19 protein-coding genes are annotated in these 19771 nt (G+C 71.7%); 12 read left to right on the top strand and 7 right to left on the bottom strand.

What is annotated here, in order from left to right:
- Positions 1–60: 60 nt before the first annotated feature.
- From ACP4J3_RS31590 to ACP4J3_RS31575, 4 genes are all read left to right on the top strand, one after another.
- Positions 61–1218, top strand: coding sequence for a site-2 protease family protein (locus ACP4J3_RS31590; protein WP_426539511.1), 1158 nt, complete (start codon positions 61–63; stop codon positions 1216–1218).
- A 218-nt stretch (positions 1219–1436) separates the two neighbouring features.
- Complete coding sequence (locus ACP4J3_RS31585) at positions 1437–1868, top strand: DUF2267 domain-containing protein (RefSeq protein ID WP_426539509.1); 432 nt, start codon at positions 1437–1439, stop codon at positions 1866–1868.
- 22 nt (positions 1869–1890) lie between these two features.
- On the top strand, positions 1891–2100 hold the full coding sequence (locus ACP4J3_RS31580; protein WP_426539507.1) for a hypothetical protein: 210 nt from the start codon (positions 1891–1893) through the stop codon (positions 2098–2100).
- 62 nt (positions 2101–2162) lie between these two features.
- The gene (locus tag ACP4J3_RS31575) at positions 2163–3035 is read left to right on the top strand and encodes a universal stress protein (RefSeq protein ID WP_426539506.1); all 873 of its coding nucleotides are present in this window, start codon (positions 2163–2165) and stop codon (positions 3033–3035) included.
- A 209-nt stretch (positions 3036–3244) separates the two neighbouring features.
- Here the strand turns inward: ACP4J3_RS31575 and ACP4J3_RS31570 are convergent, their stop codons facing one another.
- Complete coding sequence (locus tag ACP4J3_RS31570; protein ID WP_426539505.1) at positions 3245–4324, bottom strand: hypothetical protein; 1080 nt, start codon at positions 4322–4324, stop codon at positions 3245–3247.
- A 260-nt stretch (positions 4325–4584) separates the two neighbouring features.
- On the opposite strand from ACP4J3_RS31570, the gene ACP4J3_RS31565 reads away from it, so the two are divergent.
- Positions 4585–5331 carry a hypothetical protein gene (locus tag ACP4J3_RS31565; protein ID WP_426539504.1) on the top strand — a complete coding sequence of 249 codons (747 nt, stop codon included), beginning with the start codon at positions 4585–4587 and terminating at the stop codon, positions 5329–5331.
- A gap of 57 nt (positions 5332–5388) precedes the next feature.
- Here the strand turns inward: ACP4J3_RS31565 and ACP4J3_RS31560 are convergent, their stop codons facing one another.
- Complete coding sequence (locus tag ACP4J3_RS31560; RefSeq protein ID WP_426539502.1) at positions 5389–5781, bottom strand: DUF2267 domain-containing protein; 393 nt, start codon at positions 5779–5781, stop codon at positions 5389–5391.
- A 300-nt stretch (positions 5782–6081) separates the two neighbouring features.
- Here ACP4J3_RS31560 and ACP4J3_RS31555 point away from each other — a divergent pair, with 300 nt between their 5' ends.
- From ACP4J3_RS31555 to ACP4J3_RS31545, 3 genes are all read left to right on the top strand, one after another.
- Positions 6082–6534, top strand: coding sequence for a YbhB/YbcL family Raf kinase inhibitor-like protein (locus tag ACP4J3_RS31555; protein WP_426539500.1), 453 nt, complete (start codon positions 6082–6084; stop codon positions 6532–6534).
- 201 nt (positions 6535–6735) lie between these two features.
- Positions 6736–7155: a CBS domain-containing protein gene (locus tag ACP4J3_RS31550; protein WP_426539499.1), complete on the top strand. Its 420-nt coding sequence runs from the start codon at positions 6736–6738 to the stop codon at positions 7153–7155.
- Positions 7156–7807: 652 nt separating this feature from the next.
- Positions 7808–9949 carry a glycosyltransferase gene (locus ACP4J3_RS31545; protein ID WP_426539498.1) on the top strand — a complete coding sequence of 714 codons (2142 nt, stop codon included), beginning with the start codon at positions 7808–7810 and terminating at the stop codon, positions 9947–9949.
- A 111-nt stretch (positions 9950–10060) separates the two neighbouring features.
- On the opposite strand, the gene ACP4J3_RS31540 is transcribed toward ACP4J3_RS31545, so the two are convergent.
- Positions 10061–11170, bottom strand: a complete 1110-nt coding sequence (locus ACP4J3_RS31540) for a sensor histidine kinase (RefSeq protein WP_426539497.1) — start codon at positions 11168–11170, stop codon at positions 10061–10063.
- The gene (locus tag ACP4J3_RS31535; RefSeq protein WP_426539548.1) at positions 11167–11838 is read right to left on the bottom strand and encodes a response regulator; all 672 of its coding nucleotides are present in this window, start codon (positions 11836–11838) and stop codon (positions 11167–11169) included. The genes ACP4J3_RS31540 and ACP4J3_RS31535 overlap by 4 nt, the downstream gene beginning before the upstream one ends.
- 199 nt (positions 11839–12037) lie before the next feature.
- Between ACP4J3_RS31535 and ACP4J3_RS31530 the strand changes: the two genes are divergently transcribed.
- Entirely contained in the window at positions 12038–13243 is a 1206-nt protein-coding gene (locus ACP4J3_RS31530; RefSeq protein ID WP_426539495.1) for a DUF418 domain-containing protein, read from the top strand.
- A gap of 89 nt (positions 13244–13332) precedes the next feature.
- Here ACP4J3_RS31530 and ACP4J3_RS31525 read toward each other — a convergent pair whose 3' ends face one another.
- A complete protein-coding gene (locus ACP4J3_RS31525) occupies positions 13333–14985 on the bottom strand; it encodes an AMP-binding protein (RefSeq protein ID WP_426539494.1) in 1653 nt (550 codons plus the stop codon).
- A 229-nt stretch (positions 14986–15214) separates the two neighbouring features.
- Between ACP4J3_RS31525 and ACP4J3_RS31520 the strand changes: the two genes are divergently transcribed.
- Positions 15215–16846 (top strand): ATP-binding protein, encoded by a 1632-nt coding sequence (locus ACP4J3_RS31520; protein WP_426539493.1) that lies wholly within the window; start codon positions 15215–15217, stop codon positions 16844–16846.
- Positions 16834–17481 carry a response regulator gene (locus ACP4J3_RS31515; RefSeq protein WP_426539547.1) on the top strand — a complete coding sequence of 216 codons (648 nt, stop codon included), beginning with the start codon at positions 16834–16836 and terminating at the stop codon, positions 17479–17481. The genes ACP4J3_RS31520 and ACP4J3_RS31515 overlap by 13 nt, the downstream gene beginning before the upstream one ends.
- Here ACP4J3_RS31515 and ACP4J3_RS31510 read toward each other — a convergent pair.
- Both ACP4J3_RS31510 and ACP4J3_RS31505 read right to left on the bottom strand, forming a co-directional pair.
- Positions 17422–18153 carry a CBS domain-containing protein gene (locus ACP4J3_RS31510; RefSeq protein ID WP_426539491.1) on the bottom strand — a complete coding sequence of 244 codons (732 nt, stop codon included), beginning with the start codon at positions 18151–18153 and terminating at the stop codon, positions 17422–17424. The genes ACP4J3_RS31515 and ACP4J3_RS31510 overlap by 60 nt on opposite strands.
- A gap of 14 nt (positions 18154–18167) precedes the next feature.
- Positions 18168–18551 (bottom strand): hypothetical protein, encoded by a 384-nt coding sequence (locus ACP4J3_RS31505; RefSeq protein WP_426539490.1) that lies wholly within the window; start codon positions 18549–18551, stop codon positions 18168–18170.
- Positions 18552–18740: 189 nt separating this feature from the next.
- Between ACP4J3_RS31505 and ACP4J3_RS31500 the strand changes: the two genes are divergently transcribed.
- Positions 18741–19754, top strand: a complete 1014-nt coding sequence (locus tag ACP4J3_RS31500) for a 2-hydroxyacid dehydrogenase (RefSeq protein ID WP_426539489.1) — start codon at positions 18741–18743, stop codon at positions 19752–19754.
- Positions 19755–19771: the final 17 nt, after the last annotated feature.

The raw sequence follows: 19771 nt of genomic DNA, 5'->3' as shown, positions 1-19771 counted from the left end.
GAGCTGGGTGCACGGCCCGCTGCCCGGCGCCCACGTACGGCAACACAGGAGGTGCCTCACATGGGGGCGACGCTCACGCTGGGACGCCTGGCGGGCATCCGCATCGGGGTGCACTGGAGCGTCCTGGTCATCTTCGCCCTGATCGCTGTCGGGCTGGCGGCCGGGCGCCTGCCCGACGCGCACCCGGACCGTCCCGGCTGGCTGTACGCGGTGGTGGGGGTGGCCACGGCGGTGGTCTTCCTGCTGTCGCTCCTGGCTCATGAGATGAGCCACGCGATCATCGCCCGCCGCAACGGCGTGGGCGGCGACGAGATCACGCTCTGGTTGCTGGGCGGAGCGGCCCGCCTGAAGAGCGAGGCGCCGAGCCCGGCGGCCGAACTGCGCATCGCCGGCATCGGGCCCTTGGTGAGCCTCGCGCTGGGTGTGGTGTTCGGGCTCCTGACCGTGCTGTTCGGCCAGGTGTACGGATCGGGGCTGCTGGTCGAGGCGCTGGCCTGGCTGGCGGTGATCAATGTCCTGCTGGCGCTGTTCAACGCGCTGCCGGCCGCGCCGCTGGACGGCGGGCGGCTGCTGCGCGCCCTGGTGTGGTGGCGCACGGGCAACCGACTGCGGGCCACCGAAGTCGCCACCGGCGCGGGCCGTGCCCTCGGCTGGCTGCTCATCGCCGCCGGGGTGTTCCTGGCCTTCGCCGGTGCCGCGGTCGACGGCCTGTGGCTGATGCTGATCGGCTGGTTCATGACCGCCATGGCGAGCGCCGAGGGGAGCCAGGCCAAGATGCGGGAACTGCTCGGCTCGGTGCCGGTCCGCCGGGCGATGACCCCGGATCCCACGACGGTGCCGGCCGCCACCACGATCCGGGAGTTCCTGAGCGGCCCGCCCTGGGTCTACCGGCACTCGGCCTTCCCGGTCATCGACGCCGTCGGACGGCCCATGGGGCTGATCAGTGTCAACCGGGCCGGGCAGGTCCCGGTGCCGGAGCGCGAGCGCACGACGGTCGGGGCCGTGGTGCTGCCCCTCGACGATCTCCCGACCGCCCACCCCGACGACCGGCTGATCGACCTCCTGCCCTCCGTCGAGACGAGCCCCGCCCGCCGCGCTCTGGTCATGGCCGAGGACCGGCTCGTCGGCATCGTCACGCAGTCCGACATCAACCGGCTCGTCAACTGGCTCACCTCGGCGTCGCCTGCGGACGGCAACCGCGTTCAGCCGCAGGGCTGACCGCGTCATTCGTACGGATCAGTCGTCGTCGCACCGGAGACCAGGCCGCCTCCTCGGCTTTCTCGTGATGCCGTGCCGTGGCGCGGGCGCCGACCGTTTCGTCCGCCCTGGCCTGGAAACTCGCATGCGGTACGCCACCGTGCGGGTGCCTCCGGCACCCTCGCCACTTCTGATCGAGCCGAGGCAGGGGTCTCACAGCAACCGGAAGGGCAAGACCGATGCGTCCCACACATCCACCTGACTTCGAACACGCCATCCACACCGCCAACATCTGGCTGAAAGCGGTCTGCGAAGCCCTGGGAACCGAGGACCGCCACCTCGCCCACCGGGTGCTGCGCACCTGGCTGCACACGCTCCGCGACCGGGTCACCGTCGACGTGGCCGCCCACTTCGCCGCGCAGCTCCCCGATCTGCTGCGAGGCGCCTACTACGACGGCTGGAACCCCAGCACCGTACCGATCAAGTACGGCCGTGAGGGCTATGTGAACCGCTTCGTCCAGGAAGCGAAGATCTCCGCCGAGGAGGTCCCCCGGTTCGCCGCCGCGGTCACCGCCGTCGTACGCGACCACGTCTCGCCCGGGCAACTGGAGGCGGCACTGGACCAACTCCCGCACGACGTCCGCGAACTGCTCCTCCAGCCGGCTGCCTGACCGAGCTCGTAAGGAGCATGACATGACGCAGAACCGATCCCCTGAATCGGATGCCGTGCTTGGGCCGGAAGACCGATTGAGCCGGCTGGAAGCACAGGTCGCGACCCTGGCCGAGGCCGTCCGGGTGCTCGCCCGCGGGTTGGAGAACATCCCGTCGCAGGACGTGTCGCCCGAGGAAGCGGAACGCGGCGCACGACTCGCCCACGAACTCCTGCTCTCCCAGGGCCTGTAGACGAACCGTCGCGCCGGAAGAACGGAGTCGTCCGGTCGTGGCAACCCTCCCCGGAGTCGGCGATGACGTATGCACCAGGACGTAAACCGATCGTGGCCGGTGTCGACCCCGATCCGGGCAGACGCACGGCGCTCGCCTGGGCTGCCGACGAGGCGGCCCAACGGCACCTGCCCCTGCTGCTGGTCCTCGCCCAGAACGTGCCGACACCCGGGTACCGGCCGACAGGCGGGCGGCCGTCCTGGGAGAAGTGGAACGAGGCGCTGCACGCGACAGGGGATCTCGTGCTGAAGGAGGCGGTGGCCTTCGTCGAGTCCCGGCATCCGCAGGTGTCGGTGTCCGGACTGCTGGCGGAGGGGCATCCGGCGTGGGTGCTGCGGGAGCAGGCGCACAACGCCACACAGGTCGTGCTCGGTTCCTGGCACCTGAGTGCCGTCCAGGAGCTGTTCACCTCCTCCGCCGTCGCTCTGCCGCTCATCGCCCACGCGCCCTGCCCCGTGGTGGTCGTGCCGGAGCCGGAACACAGGGCCCGGCCGCAGCCGTACTTCGTGGTGGGGGTCGACGGCAGCCCGCAGTCGGCCCGCGCCGTCGACTTCGCCTTCGAGGCGGCCGCCCTGCGCGGTGCGGCGCTGCGGGCTCTGTACGTGTGGCACCCTCCGCGGCTCGGTGTCCTCGACGAAGAGGCGACCGTCCAGGAGGGCCGCAGGCTGCTGTCGGAGACGGTTGCCGGGCGTGCCGGCGCTCGTCCCGAGGTGGAGCTGCACCAGGAGGTCGTGCGAGGCCACCCGGTGGAGGTCCTTTCCAAGGCGTCCGAAGAGGCCCTCGGCCTGGTCGTGGGCACCCGCGGGCACGGCGGCTTCACCGGCATGCTGCTGGGCTCCGTCAGTCAGGGCGTACTGCACCACGCACACTGCCCGGTCGTCACCGTCCCGCCGTGACCGCCGTGACTCTCGCCGGGACGGTGCGGGGGCTTTCCGAGGGGCGGGCGGTGGAGAAGAGAACCTGTGCCGCGAGCGCCTGAGGAGGCGCAGGCTTGAAGGACGCCGGCGACACCGCAGTGCGGACCGACGGCGTCGCCTCGCGGAGGATCGGCTCTCGCCCGGGAAGCGAAGCCTTCGAGGACGCCGACCAAAGCCAAGCGGTGCCGTCAGTAGCGCAGGAGCACGCCGATGCCGTCCTCCAGCGGCGTCTCCTGGCGGGGGACGACGATCAGTTCGGCCCCGGTGGCCACGGCGGCGTACAGCAGGGCGGCGTCGGCGGGCTGCTCCTCGTAGCCGGTGGCGCCGAAGGTTTCCAGGTCGGTGGCGGAGAGCGCGACCTGCTTGGGGTCGGCACCGATCCAGATCGGGGGCCACCCCTGGGCGGGTCGGTTGACCACGAGGGCGTCGGCCCGGCCGCGTTGCAGGGCTGCGACCGTGGCCGGCAGGCCTTCACCGGCGAGATGGCGGGCGCGCTGGGCGGCGAAGCTCTCCAGCCGGTCGCGGTCATGGGCGGAGAGGCTGCCGCGGAAGAGCGCCGCGAGCTGTGGCTCCAGCAGGGCCCGACCGCTCTCGACATCCCGCTCGTCGCCGGGCACGGTGGCCACGCGGTTGCGCAGCGGGGCGGGCAGGCGGTTGACCAGGACGCCTCGGGCCCAGGTGTCCCCGCAGAGCACGAGCGTGTCGGCGTGACCGAGGTCGATCAAGTGGGCCAGCTCGGCGGCGAGCCGCTCGGCCTCCTGGCGCCAGCCGTGGATCGGTACCCGCAGGGAGGTCAGGGCGCGCGGGGCGACCGCGCTGCTCGGCCATCGCCCGGTCTGCACCTTCACCAGCAGGTCTTCGGGAGCGGTGGCGCCGCCCTTCGGCTCGACGCGAGTGAGGACGACGGCGGCGTAGGGGATGTCGGGCGCGTACTGCAGTGCCAGGGGCATGGCGTCGGGAAGCGCGGTGTACCGCGTCTTGTCCACGGGCGGAGGCTGGGGCAGCTCCTCTGTGAGGACCACCTCGCCATGGGTGGCGAACAGGGCTTGGCCGTGGCGGCCGGGCAGGTCGGCGTCGGTGCCGACGGCATCGGCGGAGGCGTCGGCGGTGGCCGGGTCCGCCCCGAGCGCGATCAGATCCGAGCGGGTGTGGCGCCGGCGCAGCTCGATCGCCTTGTCGGGGTCGTCAATGTCCCGGGAGGTGTCCACATAGACGGAGGCAAACGGGCCGGCTCTGGCATACAGGGGGTCGAGGAAGTGCAGCCGCACGAGATGTGCTCCTTGCTCAGGTCCACGCGCACGACGCCGTGGACGTCATTGGCCATGGCCTTCCGCCGCGGGCGGTCCTCCAACAAGTAACCATGGCGGCTCCCATCAATCGCCGCGACGGGCAGAAAGGGGGACTGTCCGATGACAGCGCGGCACGCAGCGGGCTCATCGGTCGATGACCACCCGGGCCGGGGCGGCACATCGACCTCGCGACAACGGGTACTCGCTGGTCATCGGCGTGCGAGGGGGTGTGACCGACCATGGCCAGCGACGTCATTGAACGGGGCGACATCTACTTCGCGTACCGGCCCCGAGTCGAGCAGGAGAAGGCTCAGGACATCGAGGACGTCCAGCGCCTCTTCGTGATCCTTCAGCCGTCCGACGGCAACCACAGCCGCCGCCTCGTCATCGGACGCAAGCGCCTGCCGCGGCCGGAGGAGCACGAGCGGTACTGGGGCTTCGTCGAAGAGGTCGCAGACCGGCCGGAAGGCGTCGAAGAGGAACTGGAGCGCCGGACATACGACACACAGACGCGCGGCGAGCGAACGCAACCGGAGGCGCGGCCGGCCGGAGAGGGCCGGTACGCGATCGTCCGGCACGGCAACCACACGCATCTGACCTACGAACTCGAGCTCCCGGCACAGCCTGGCGCCGTCCAGCAGGAGCTGACCATCGAGCCCGAGGCCAGCTACATCCTCGCGATCAAGAACCCCCTGGCCGGCGCACCGGCGAAGGCGGGTCTTGCCCCGCAACAGCGTCCCGACCTGCCGACCGAGGAGCAGGAACGATTCGGGCGGCGACGGTTCACCGCCGCCGATCCCGAGCTGCTCGACGAGGAGGGCATCGAGTTCGTACTGATCGGTGCCGCCCACGACGTCGAGGAGGAGCTGGGCATCCGCCTCGACACGGAAGCCGAGGACGCCGAGTCGGCCGAGATCTTCCGCCGTCTGCACCTGCCGCGCGAGAAGCACCCCACGGAACCGCTGACGAAGGGCGAGTGGCGTTAGCCAAGCCCCCGCCCGGCCGTGCTCGCCACGGGTTGAGTCTTGGCTGCACGAGCCCGCTCAGGCCAGTTCGGCATGGCCGAAGAGCGCGGCGTATCCGGCTGGGAGCGCGCTGATGAGCTTGTTCACCTCCCCGCCGGAGATCGTCTTCGCGAGGACGGTGAGGACCGCCTCGGCGTGGGCACGGGCGGTCGCCTCATCATCCCCCGTGGACTCGGCCACCCGTCGTACGAACTCCCGTACACCCCAGTCTCGGCCGGGGAGGTCGTCGGCCGCGTCCATGAGAACCTCGGCGAGCTCGATCGGGAGCTGATCGGCCAGGTGGTCGGCCGAGACGGGCTGAAGGCGTTCACCGAGCGCCGAGAGCACCGCCTCGGTGACCGCCAGCACCTCTGGGGTGTCGCCGTACCCACCCTGTTCGCGCACGGCGGCCAGAAATTCCCGCAATGCCATCGCTGCTCCTCCCACAAGCCGTAAGACAAGCCCTGGCGTCATCGTCCTTGACGGAGGCTGTCGGTCTCCTCGGCAGCCGAGTCCCCTGGTGGCGGGGTGGCAACCAGGCCAGGGCGATTCGCCGGGGCGGTGCGAGCGAGCGGTTGGGCAGGCCGGCGTCTGAAGGGCTGCGGTGCCTCTTCCCGTACGCCTGCTGATTGCCGGGAAGCGCCTCGGGTTACCCGGAGCTCCGGCACGCGGTCCCCAGTCGGCCCGCCGACCGACCGCCCCCAGCCGCCTCAGCCGACGGAGGAGGCCCCTATGAGCCCGCTCAAGCTGGAAAGCCCCGTCTTCAAGGACCACCACCTCCTGCCGCCCCGGTACACCCAGGACGCCGGGAACGTGTCGCCGCCGCTGACCTGGTCCGATGTGCCGGACGAGGCGGCGGAACTGGTGCTGCTGTGCGAGGACGTCGACGCGCCGTCGGGCAGTGTCGTCCACTGGACGGTGGTCGGTATCGATCCTCAAAGCCAGGGCGTGGAGGCGGGCCGGACCCCGCCGGGCGGCACGGTACTCGCCAACGGCTTCGGCCGCCGCGGCTGGAGCGGACCCAACCCGCCGCCCGGAGACCAGCCGCACCGCTACGTCTTCCACCTCTACGCGTTGGCAGAGCCGTGCGTGCTGCCCGATGCGCCCAGCGCCGAGCAGGTCCATGACACGGTGGAGGAACGTGAACTGACCGACGGCACGCTCATTGGCCTGTACGAGCACTGATGCGAACGCGATGGCGAGCGCCGGCGGCAGACGGGCCCGGTTCGCGCACTCGCGTCGCTTGCCATCACCACGACAAGGGCGTCACCCGGGCGGCGTACCACGACACGGCGTCGCGGAGCGGCCGTGCTTAGCGTGGCAGCGCGTACCAGGACAAGGGGGGGAGTCAGACGCTTCCCAAGCAGGCCGAACCAGGAGGACCCCATGCCGGTTGCCGGGCAGATCATGCACCGAGGCGCAGAATGCATCAACAAGGCGGAAACCCTCGCACGCGCGGCGGAGATGATGAAACGACTGGAGGTCGGCGCACTGCCGGTCTGTGAGGACGACGGCAGGATGTGCGGCATCATCACCGACCGGGACATCGTGGTGAAGTGCGTCGCCGAGGGTCTGAACCCCGCGGACACTCCGTGCACGGAGCTGTGCGAGGGAACCCCGCAGTGGATCGACGTCGACGCCGACGTCAGCGAGGTGCTCGAAACGATGGAGCGGCACCAGATCAAGCGCCTGCCGGTGATCGAGAACAAAACACTCGTCGGCATCATCAGCGAGCGGGACATCGCCCGGCATCTCAACGAGCATCAGATCGCCGAATTCGCCGAGCGGGTGTACGCCACCGCCTGAACGAGGTCCGCCGTGCCTCGGCAGTGGAACACAGTCGGAAGCAGCCGCCACTCACCAGACACCGGGCCACCGGCGCGGGACAGCAAGGAGCGAGGTCCATGGCAGTTTGCGAGGTCTGCAGCAACGACTACGAGATGGCGTTCGAGGTGAGGACACCCGACGCCACCCACATCTTCGACAGCCTCGAGTGCGCGGCTCAACGGATCGCGCCTACCTGTGACAACTGTGGATGCCGCATCCTCGGTCACGGCCTTCAATCGGCGCACGGACAGTTCTTCTGCTGCGCCCACTGCGCGCGCCGCCGAGGACAGGCACAGCTTGTGGACCACGCCTGACCCACACGCGTCATCCATCTATCGATCATGGCTCGGGGCGCGACCAGACCAAGCATCCGCATGACGCTGAAGCGTGCGTTCCGCTCTCCACCCGCTGCCCGCCCTACCACGCAGCGTCCTCCCGCACCGCGACGCATGCACGGCTCCCCCTTTCGGATGGTGGAGTCCGGCCTGTCGGCGGGGGTGGTCCCGCTGGTCGGCGGAGTGAATGTCCGAGGGCGGCGCGATGGGATGGAGGTGTGGGTCAAGAGCGGAGGAGTACGGCGAATGAACACAGTGACGCCCCGGGCGGCGACGTCGCCGAGGACCACGATCGCGTGGGCAGGCCGGCCTGGAACGGCGGGCGGGGCGTCATCTTCCTGCCCAACGCCGTGACAAGACCCTTGAAGATCACCTTTCTGCTCCACAACGCCTACGCGATCGATGGCACGGTCCGAGCCACGAGCGCCCTCGCCGCCGCACTCGCGGCACGTCACGAGGTGGAGATCGTCTCCTACCACCGGACCGCCGACCGGATGCCGCTCGCGGCGGCGGACGGGGTGAGGACGCGGGCGCTGGTGGACCTGCGTCCCGGCGCCCGGCGTACCGCGGCCGAGGCGGCGGACCAGCGCGCTCCAGGCATCGTGTGCCCGCATGATGGCGTTCACGCCGGCTGGACACCGCCCAGCCGGCTCGGCGAGACACGCCTCGCCGCGTATCTCCGGAGCACCGACGCCGACGTGGTGATCGCGACGCGGCCGTACCTCGTCTGTTTCCTCGCCGAGCACGGCCGTAGCGACTACCTGCGCGTCGGCCAGGAGTACGCCGGCCGCGACGCGCACGGGACCGCGCTGCTGGGCGACCTGGACACGGCCGTCTCCCGACTCGACGCCTACGTGACCCTCTCCCAGGCCGACGAGCGCGCTCACCGCGCGGCCCTCCCCGGCGCGCGGACGCGGGTGACGAGCATCCCCGTCTGCTGCCCTCCCTCCGCCGCCGAGCCCTCCACCGGTGAGTCGAGGGTGGTGCTGGCCGCCGGCCGGCTGACACCGATGAAGCGCTACGACCGTCTCGTGGACGCGTTCGCCAAGGTCGCCGCCGTGCACCCGGACTGGAGTCTGCGGATCTACGGACGCGGCCAGGAGCGGCTGCGGCTGCGGCGCCGCATCGAGGAACTCGGCCTCTACAACAACGTCTTTCTGATGGGCGCCCGCACTCCCATGGCACCGGAGTGGGCCAAGGGCGCCCTCGCCGTGACGTCGAGCGGCACGGAACCCTCGGGCATATCCGTCGTGGAGGCCATGAGCTGCGGTCTGCCGGTGGTGAGTACCGACCGCGACCACGCACCCCGCGAGATCATCACGCACGGCGAGGACGGCCTCCTGGTCCCGGACCACGGTCCGGTCGAGGACGCGCTCGCCGACGCCCTCTGCCGGCTGATCGAGAACGAGGCCGAGCGCGGTCGGATGGCCGCCGCGGCCCTGCGGAACTCCGAGCGCTTCCGGCCCGAGTACATCGCCGGGCAGTACGAGGCCCTTTTCGCCGGCCTTCGGCCGAAGCCCGGCCGCCGCCGGTCAAGGAAGGCCGTGATCGGGCCGAGGCGGCCAACTCGGCTGCCCGCCCTGGGCGTTGGTCGGCTCCGCCAGTCTGTCGCGGTCAACTGCCAGGTGGTGTCCGGTGGTGCACTCGCATTCCAGGTGCCGACCGGCCAACTGGCGCCCGGTGGCTGGATGCTGGTCCTGCTGCCACGGAACGAGAGCATCGCCCCCGCTGTCCACAGCATGGAACTCGAACGGTCCGACACGGGCGGCGACGGCAGCATGCGGGCGGTCCTCGACCAACGTCACTGGGAACTCGCCGAGGGCGACTGGGACGTCGCTCTGAGCCGCGTCGGCGGCAGAAGGCCGCGCCCCGTCCGGGCGGGGCTCGTCGAGACCGCGCGCCTCCTGGATCCCGTGGCCCTCCGGCCGGCGGACGGGGGAGTGCGGACGTGGATCCCGTACGCGACCGAAGACGGGAGCCTCGCCGTGCGCGCCTGGCTCCGGCCGGCGCACGCGGAAGTCACGTCGGTCGAGGTCGACGACAAGGCGATCCGGTTGACGGGCTCGCTCCACGGACGGACGGCGCGAGCGCACCACTACCGCTTCCTGGCCCGGCTGCGGGCAGACGGCGGGCACCTCATCGACGCCCCTTGTGCCGTCGATCCGCACGGCGACTTCCGCATCACCCTGCCGGTCGAGGTGGTGGCGGAACTCCATCCCGGAGGAGAGGCGCTGTGGGAACTGCGCCTGAGCGCGTACGGCGGGCCGGAGGTCCGTCTGGCGATGGTGACCGGCGACCTCGTCGACCGCCGGGACGTGAGTGTGTTCCCTGCCGTCCGGTGCACGGGACCCGGCGGTGCGCTGTCGCTGCGGCCCCAATGGACACATGACCACGACCTGGTGCTCAGATCCGCCGACGCGGTGCTCGGCAGACCGTAGAAGACGCTCGTCGGGTGGCTGTCGCGCTGCGCGCGGTCACCACCCGATCTCCCGGATCACGCAGGCGGAGCGGCAGCGCATCGCCGTCGCCCCGGACCGACCCGAGCGGTCTCAGTCAGTGCTGAGGGGAACCCGCAGCCGCACCCGGTAGCCGCCCTCCGTGGTCGGGCCCGTCTCCAGGGTGCCGTGCAGGATCTCGGCCCGTTCGCGTAGACCGACCAGGCCCTGCTGTGAGCCGGGCAGGGGCAGGGAGGGACGCGTGGGCGGGGTGTTGGTGACGGTCACTCCGACGTCGTCGCCGTCCTGCCACAGCTCGACGCACGCCGTGGCGCCGGGGGCGTGCTTGCGGACGTTGGTCAGCGCTTCCTGGACCGTGCGGTAGAGGGCCCGTTGTGCGGGCGTGCCCACGGCGGGCGGCAGCTCACCTGTCAGTTCCACGTGAGTGCCGCTGGATTCCACCAGTTTGCGCAGGTCGGCCAGGGTGGGCTGGGGGGTCAGCTCGGTGGCGTGGCCGCCGGAGGCGCGCAGCAGGGTGACCATGGTGCGCAGTTCGTCGAGCGTGGTGACACTCAGCGAACGGATCGTGCGGGCGGCCTCCTTGGCGTCCGCGTCCTTGGCGGCGACCTGGAGGGCTCCGGCCCGTACGGCGATCAGGCTGACCTGGTGGGAGACGACGTCGTGCATCTCGCGGGCCAGTTGGGCGCGTTCGCGGGCGAGCACGGCCTGGGCGTGCAGGGCCCGCTCGTGCTCCCTCGCCTCCTCGATCTCGACCAACCGCCCCGCCAAGTCCCGGTGCGTCTGCAGGAGTTGGCCGAAGAGGACCGGGGCGGCGGCAGTGGCCAGGCCGTACACGAAGAAGACCAGTGTCATGGTCCGGTCGACCTCGGCCAGGGGCCACGGGACACTGCCCGCGACGGCGGTCAGGGCGGCGCAGACCGCGAGGAGCCGGCGGTTGCGGGAGCGTTCGGCCAGCGTGAACAGCGCCACGAGTACAGCGACCGGGACTTCCTGCATCAGCGCGATGGGCACGGTGAGCAGGAACACCCCGAGCGGGAACCTGCGCCGGAACGCCAACGCGGCGCAGCCGACCGCGGCCAGCGCGACACCGGCTCGCGTCGTGTCCCACATGTTCAGCCACACGTCCACGGCCGCCACCGCCACCAGGGCGAGGTCGATGACCGGCGCGGGAACCCGCTTCCACAGCTCGCGTGCGCGGCTCATGGCCGGGCTTCCGATCGCGGGTGCTCGTCGAGCAGTCCGGCCCGCTGCGCCAGCAGGGCCGCCTGCACCCGGCTCGTCACCCGCAGTTTCGTGAGGATGGCGCTGACGTGGTCCTTGACCGTGCCGGCGCCCAGGTGGATGCGCGCCCCGATGTCGGCGTTCGACATCCCCTCCGCCACCAGCACGAGGACATCGCGCTCGCGGGCGGTCAGCAGCCGGACGCGGGCGGCGTCCTCGTCGACGGCGGCCTGGGTGCCGGAGTGGCTGTGCAGCAGGGTCCGCGACGCCTTGGGGGAGAGCACCACGCCGCCGGCGGCCAGGGTGCGGACCAGGTGGGCGAGCTGGTCCGGTTCGGTGTCCTTGAGCAGGAATCCGGCCGCGCCGGTGTGCAGCGCGGTCAGGATGTACTCGTCGGCGTCGAAGGTCGTCAGCATCGCCACCACCGGAGGGTCCGGCATCGTCCGCAGCTCGCGCAGCACGGTGAGCCCGTCGACGTCCGGCATCCGGATGTCCAGCAGCACCACGTCGGGCCGCTCCCGGCGGACGGTCGCCACGGCCTCGCCGCCGCTCGCGGTCGCGACGACCTCGATGTCCTCCGAGGCACCCAGGATGAGTTCGAAGCCCGAGCGGACCAGTGCCTCGTCGTCCACCACCACTACCCGCACCACCCGGTTCACGCGCGCTCCGCCTCACCTTCGTTCCCACCGCCCGGCTCTTACCGCCTCGACCTTAAGGCCATGCGGCGCCCCGGCGGCCCGGCGAGCGGCAGCTCCAGCCACACGGCGGGGTAGCACCCACCAGTCGGCAGGGGCACGGCAGCCGTCTGCCGGATACTCCGTGATCGGCCCGGTCCCCAGCCTGAGAAGCATGACGCAGCAGGCAGACTCCCCGCCGCTCCCGGCTGACGCGCCGTCCCCTGCACGCGAGCACGGTGAGCCCTCGACCGGCGCGCCCGGCATGGGCCGGTTGATCGGCCTGGACCTGGCCCGCGGCCTCGCCGTCTTCGGCATGTACGCGGTCCACGTGGGCCCCGCCCCGAGCCAGGGCGGCGTCATCGGCTTCCTGATGGAGCCGGCCCACGGCCGCTCCTCCGCCCTCTTCGCCTTCCTGGCGGGTTTCGCCGTCGTGCTCATCACCGGGCGCGGCACGCCGAAGACGGGCCGGGCCGGACGCCAGGCCGCCGCGAAGGTGCTCATCCGGGCCGTGATCCTGCTGGCCCTGGGCACGGCGCTCACCCTGTCCGGCACCCCGGTCGAGGTGATACTCGCCTTCTACGGCGGGTACTTCCTGCTCGTCCTGCCGCTGTACCGGCTCGGCGCAGGCCCGCTGGCCGTGATCGCGGCGGGCACGGCCCTCGTCCTGCCCCAGGTGCTGTATGTGGTGAAGCAGGTGCTCGGCGACCGCGGACTCCCCTCGCCAGGTGAGCCCGACGGACCGCTTTCCCTGCTCGTCACCGGCAGCTACCCCGCCCTGACCTGGCTCCCGTTCGTCATCGCCGGCATGGCTGTCGCCCGCCTCGACCTCGCCTCCACCGCCGTACGCGTACGCCTGGCGCTGACCGGTGCGGCGCTCACGGTCGTCGGCTACGGCGGCTCCTGGCCGGCGCTCCACCTCGTGCCCGGCGCGCTCGTCGCCATCGGTGCGTCCGGGGGCGGGCACCCGGCGAGTGCGTGGGGGTCCGACACGGCCGGTTTCCCGTTCGATGACACCCCCTACTGGCTGCCGGCGGCCTCCCCGCACAGCGAGACGACCCTGTCGATCCTCGCCAACACCGGCGTGGCGATCGCGGTCGTGATCGCCTGCCTCGCCGCCGTGGACGCCTTCCCCCGCCTGCGCCGCCTGGCCGGGCCGGTCATCACGGTCGGCTTCATGTCGCTGACGGCCTACGTGTTCCACATCGTCGGCATCCAGTTCCTGGGAGTCGAGGAACTGCCCGGCTCACCGCTGCGTGTGCTGGTCGGCTTCATCGTGAGTGCGATGGCCTTCGCGATGCTCTGGTCCCGGTATGTCTCCCGCGGCCCGCTGGAGTGGCTGATGGCGAAGGCGACCGGCGTCGCGCGCCACGTCCGCTGAGCAATGCGCGCCGGGGGCCGAACACCGGCTCCCGGAGAGGGCCCCAGACGTGTGGCTCCACGGGCCCCGCCCCGTCCCGCGACCCCCCGTCATGCCGGCCCGCGCTGCCGGTCGTCCGCGACGGCGGCCCGGGCGGTCTTGCGCGCCCACGCGAGTTCGAGCTTGCCGGTCGGGGTGCGTGGCAGGGCGTCCGTCAGGACGACGGCTCGCGGCACCTTGTAGCCGGCGAGGCTTCGCCGGACCCAGTCGCGCAGGTCCTCGGCCTTCGCGGCGCTGTCCGGCCGGACAGCGACGACGGCCGCCACCCGTTCGCCCCAGGTCTCGTCGGGGACGCCCACGACGACGCAGTCGGTCACTGCCGGGTGGGTCAGCAGGAGGTTCTCGACCTCCTGGGGGTGCACCTTCTCTCCACCGGTGTTGATCACGCCGGAGCCGCGGCCGAGGAACCGGATCGCGCCGTCGGCCTCGATCGTGGCGAGATCGCCGGGGATGGCGTATCGGACCCCGCCGATGGTGCGGAACGTCGTCGCGCTCTTCGCGGAGTCCTTGTAGTAGCCGAGCGGCATGGGCCCGCGGTAGGCGAGGTAGCCCGTCTCGTCGCCGCCGGGTTCGACGAAGCGGTCGGCCATGTCGATCACCCGTGTCGCGGGTACGGGGAAGAAGCGGGCGGGCAGGTCCCGTACCGACGAGGTGATCGCGAAGGCGAACGGCCCGCCCTCACTCGACGCGATGGCGTCGACGACCGTGACCTCGGCGCGCTCGTGCAGCTCCCTCTTGAGCACGTCGCTGAGCGCGGTGCCGGAGCTGATGATCCTGCGCAGGGAGCCCAAGTCGTGCGGCGTCCCGGCCTGTTCGGCACGCACCAGTTCGTCGACGAGCGGCCGGCACACGGCGTTGCCCGCCACGATGGCCGTGTCGACGCGCTGCTCGGCGATGGTGTGCCAGACGTGCTCCGGGTCGAGGCCGCCCTGCCGGGCGGTGACGGCTGTGCCGCCCACCATCAGGGCGCCCATGGTGTTGAACAGCCCGGTGGCGTGCATGAGCGGCACGACGGGCATGGTGGTCGGGGCACGGTTCTCGTGGTGGGCCTTGGCCGCGACGGCCACGGCCTCGTCGAGGCTCGCAGGGAGTTCGGTGACACCGAGCGGGTGGAAGATCGGGACCACGAGGGAGTGGAGCAGGTCGCTCTGCCGCCACATGACGCCCTTCGGCCTGCCCGTGGTGCCGCCGGTGTACATGAACAGCCGGTCCGACCCGGGACGCGGCCGCGGCGCACGTGGTGCGTGCGCGGTCAGCAGCTCCTCGAGTTCGGGCACGTCGGGTCCGGCCGGGCGGTCGGCGGCCGGTTCGCCCGCTCTGACGAGCAGCTTCAGGGTGCGTACGTGTCCGGCCGCGTGCGTGACCCGGTCGGCCAGGGCGCCGCTGAAGACGACGGCGGCCGCGTCGGCGTCGATGAGGAGCCCGGAGAGTTCCTCGCCGGTGTAGCGGTAGTTGGCGTTCACCGGTACGGCGCCGAGTTTGAAGGCGGCGTAGACCGTCTCCAGGTACGTGGCGCCGTTGAACAAGTAGCAGGCCACGGTGTCGCCCTCGCCCACCCCGGCCTCCTCCAGAGCGGTGGCCAGCTGTGCGGCGCGCTCGTCGAACTCCCGGTACGTGGTCTCCCGGCCGGGTTCCGCGACGGCGACGGCATCGGGCAGCGCGCGGCAGACCGCCTCCCAGATCGTGCCGATGGACACGTCCATACCCAAGACCTCCTTGGCCCTGCGGATCTCTCGTCGGCATCAGTGACCCGCAGGGCCCTCCTCACCGTAGACAGCGGCCATGCCCGCCGGAACGGGAGCGATGACCGAACCCGGCTCTGCGCTTCGACCCGCCGAGGAACAGGTCGAATGACGTAGGCCTGCCCCGAATACGTCGGCGTACGATGCACAGCGCTCGTCGATGACGACGACGATGACGAGGAGATCGGTCATGTCCGGTACGCCGCTCATCGGGTGGGACGAGGTCGCCGCCGTGGCGCCGGACGGCCTCGTCGTACTGGACCGCACGGGCCGGTTCGTCCGCCTCAACCCGGCGGCGGTCGCGCTGTTCGGGGCGGCGGAGGAGGCCGAACTGCTCGGTGAGCCCGCCCCGTTCGCGCTCGCGGAGGACCACTCGGCCCACGCCGTCCACCCGGACGAGCGGGTCGCCCCCTGGGCGCCCGCCGACGGACCGCGACGCGAGTTCGCCTACCGAGCCCGTGGCCTGCGCACCGACCCGGCGCTCACGGTCGTGTCGTTCCGCGACGTGACCGACGAGCGGCACCGGCAGCGCAGGATCGCGGCCCTGGCCCAGACGTCCATCGCGCTGGCCTCCGAGGGCTCGCTCGGCTCCACGCTGGAGGCCGTGGCACGGCAGATCGTCCAGGCCGACGGTCTGGCCGGCGCACAGATCCTCATCCTGGACAGCACCGGCCGCGAACTGCGGCTGATGGGCTCCGCCGGGCTGCGGCACTGGGACGTGTTCCTCGACCGGCTGCTGGAGTGCCGCGACCGGGGCGCCCGGCTGTGCATGCTGGACGCGCTGCGGGAGCGCCGGCCGATCGTCGTCCCCCACCGATGGGCCCAGATCCGCGAGGACCCGGCCTGGGAGCCGCTCCACACCTACCTCGGGGAGCTGAACTGGGACTCCTTCGTCAGCGTCCCGCTGACGGCACGAGGCCGCGCCGCAGGCGTGCTCAACGCCTACTTCGCACCGGGGCAGGAGATCGGTGGCCGGACGCTGGACTTCCTCGCCGGCATGGCGGAACAGGCCGCCTTCGCCGTCGACCACGCCACACTGCTCCAGCGCGAGCGTGAGGGAGCGCGCCGCAACGAGCGTCAGCGGCTCGCTCGCGACCTGCACGACTCGATCGTCCAGCAGGTGTTCTCCATCGGCATGCAGGCCAACGCCCTCGGCGTGCTGGGCGCGCGCGGCGAGGCGGTGCCCGCGGACTCGGTGCGGGCCTTCGCGGGCGAGGTCGGGGCACTCTCGCGGACCGTCCTGGCCGATCTGAGGGCGATGGTCCACGAACTGCGTCCGTCCTCCTCCACCCGGCTCGGCCTGGAGGAGGCGGTGAGCGCGCTCGTCACCAGCACGGAGAACCGGACCGGCCTCGGCATCCGGTTGCTGTGCGGCCGGGAACTGGACGCGGTCGAGGAGGACCTCGCCGAGGACATGTACCGGATCGTCGCGGAGGCCATCCACAACGTGGTCAAGCACGCCGAGGCCACCGCCGTCACCATCCGCCTCGGCGTACACGACCACACCCTGACCGCGAGCGTCCGCGACGACGGCCGTGGCCTCGTGGCCTCGGGCGGGCGCGGCACCGCGCCGCAGGGCGAGGGCGACGGACAGGCCTGGGAGCACGGCTACGGACTGACGACCATGCGGGAAAGGGCGGAGCGATGGGGCGGCACCATGAGGATCAGGTCCGGGGCGAGGAGCGGCACGACCGTGCGCATCGTCATACCCCTTCCGGTACGGGTCCCGGAGCCGCCCCCCTCGGATCCGGACGGCCACCGCAGGACCCCGCGGGCGGTGCCGCTGAGCGAGACGCCGCAGCCCGCTCCATACGGGTCCTGATCGTCGACGACCATGCCGTCGTACGCCGGGGGATCCGCGCCTACCTCGAGGTCCTGGACGACATGGAGGTGGCCGCGGAGGCCGCCGACGGGCAGGAGGCGCTCACCCGGCTGGACGCGATGGCGGCGCACGGGGAACTGCCGGACGTGGTGCTGATCGACCTGATCATGCCGAAGATGGACGGGGCCACGGCGATCGGAACGATCAGGCGGCGCCACCCCGGCATACGGGTCGTGGTCCTCACCAGCTTCGGCGAGATGGAACGCGTCCACACCGCGCTCGCACAGGGCGCGGCCGGCTATCTCCTCAAGGACGCCGAGGCGGGCGAGGTGGTCGCCGCGATCCGTGCCGCCGCCCGCGGCGAGGTCTTCCTCGATCCCGCGGTGGCCAGGGGACTCACCCAGGAGATCGTCTCACCGCCGACCGGGCTCGCCGCGCTCACCGGCCGGGAACGCGACGTCCTGGTCCTCGTCGCCGAGGGGCGGTCGAACCAGCAGATCGCCGACGAGCTGGTGATCAGCGAGCGCACCGCCCGCACCCACGTGAGCAACGTGCTGCGCAAGCTCCGCCTCACCTCACGCACCCAGGCCGCGCTGTTCGCGGTTCGGCAGGGATTGGTGCCGCCGCAAGCCTGACGAACTGTCGTCGACGCGGAAGGTCAGGCCGTTCACCACGCCGACGACCCCGTCGATCCGCCAGGTCAGCCGGAGGACCAGCGGGATGTCGCCGCGGTGTTCCAGCCGCCCCTCCAGCTTGACCATGCCGTCGTCGACCGAGACGAACTCGGTGTGGGGCGGCAGGCTCATGGCACGGGTGAGGACCTCGTCGATCACCTCCCGGCGGATCTCCTCGTCCGTCCGCAGGAAGACCCGCAGCAGGTCACGGCGGGTGGCGATACCGATCAGCCGGTCCTCCTCGTCCACCACCGGAAGCCGCTCGACGCGGTGCCGTTCCATCACCCGGGCCGCGTCCGCGACGCGCTGCTCCGGGTGCACGGTGATCGCCGGGGTGGACATCAGCTCCTGAGCGGTCGTGGCGCGCGCCTTGGCGGCCGCGGCACGGGCGGAGCGGCGCAGTGCCGGGATCCGGAACCGGCGCCGTCCGGTGCCTCGTTCGGCCTGGGCGGCCTGGCGGCGGATGAGGTCGGTCTCCGAGATGACTCCCAGGACCTTGCCGTCGTGGTCGACGACGGGCACTCCGCTGATCCGGTGCCCGTGCAGCAGCCGTGCCACCTCCTTGTACGACATCTCCCGGCGGGCTTGGATCACCTCGCTGGTCATGACCTCGCCGACGACGCGGGTCTTCACGGCTGCCACCTCCTCTACCGGTCCTTGACCGGTCCACCGCGCCACGGGGGCGGCGTGGCCGACCTGCGGGTGCTGTTCCTGTGCAGGACGCGCCGCACCTGGCCGCGCAGCCGGTCGTGCAGCCGGTCCGCGAGCTCGCGCGCACTGGCCTCCCGCGCGTGCACGACCACGAGGGTGTTGCCCAGGCGGATCTCGGCCTCGGCCGTCCACGGCAGTTCGGCGTGGTGTGCCGCCGCCCGGGCGATCCGCACCTCTCCGTCGACGGGCGCAAGCCCCGGTCGGCCCAGGGCCGCGTCGACCTTGGCCCGGACGTACGCGCGAGCTTCCCGGTCCACGTCGCCCGCTGCCCGTACCTCGACGGCGGGGGCCCCGTGCGTACCGGTGTCGGTGACCGTCATCTGCTTCACTCCTTGTGATCGTTCCCGGGTTCCAGCGTGCTGCGCGCACCCGCCCCGGTCACAGGGCCGTCCGACCTCGGCATCGGGACCTTGGGTCCCCCTCGTCACACGTGGGCCCATCGGCCCTCTCCTCCTCGGCTTCAGCCGCCTACGGTGGAGAGGTGATCACCGCCCGAGGGAGGACCGCACATGGAGATCGTCGCCTACGGTGTTCTCGCCGACGAGGAGCCGCTGCTGAGGGAGGCGTTCGAGCGCGCCTTCGGCGGCCGGCATGAGCTGCGCTCTCTGAGCCTGTTCCTGGACCGGGACACCGCGCCCACCGCCGCCGGCCGCGAGGTCGTGCTCAGCAGCGTCAACGACTCCCTGGACGCCGAGGTGCTGCGGCAGCTCTCCGAGGGCGGCACGAGGATGATCGCCCAGCGGGCCACCGGCTACAACAACATCGACCTCGCCGCCGCCGAGAAGCTCGGGCTGACCGTGGCCCGGGTGTCGTACTACTCGCCGTACTCGGTCGCCGAGTTCGCCTGGGCCCTGGCCCTGGCAGTCGACCGCCGTATCGTGCGGGCGGCCCATCGCACCCGGGAGTTCGACTTCCGGCTCGACGGACTGATGGGCCGCGACCTGCACGGCCGGACCGCCGGCGTGGTGGGCACCGGCAAGATCGGGGCGGCGTTCGCCCGGATCGCCCACGGTTTCGGAATGCGGCTGCTGGGCTGGGACATCGCCGAGAACCCCGACTGCCTGGCGCTCGGCATGGAGTACGTCGAGCGGGAGCGGCTGTTCGCCGAGGCGGACCTGGTCAGCCTGCATGTGCCGCTGCTTCCCGACACCCATCACCTCGTCGACGCCGGGGCCCTGGGCCTGATGAAGGACGACGCGATCCTGGTCAACTCCAGCCGGGGCGGCCTGATCGACACCGACGCCCTGCTGGAGACCCTGCGCGCCGGGCGGCTCGCCGGGGTGGGCCTGGACGTGTACGAGGAGGAGGCCGGGGTGTTCTTCCTGGACAAGTCGCTGGAGGTCATGACCGACGAGCGGCTGGCGCGGCTGATGACCTTCGGCAACGTCCTGGTCACCTCCCACCAGGCGTACTTCACCCGGGACGCGGTGGGCCAGATCGCCGAGACCACCGTGGCGAACGTCGCGGACCACTTCGCGGGCCGCGCCGGAGAGAACACCCTCGTGCGAGCCTCGACGGTATGAAACAGCCGATACTGGAG

Origin of the sequence: Streptomyces sp. UG1 (genome assembly GCF_049974585.1) — a bacterium.
GTDB lineage: Bacteria > Actinomycetota > Actinomycetes > Streptomycetales > Streptomycetaceae > Streptomyces.
The sequence above is the reverse complement of the archived record's forward strand: the minus strand, read 5'-3'. Positions and strand labels throughout refer to the sequence as shown.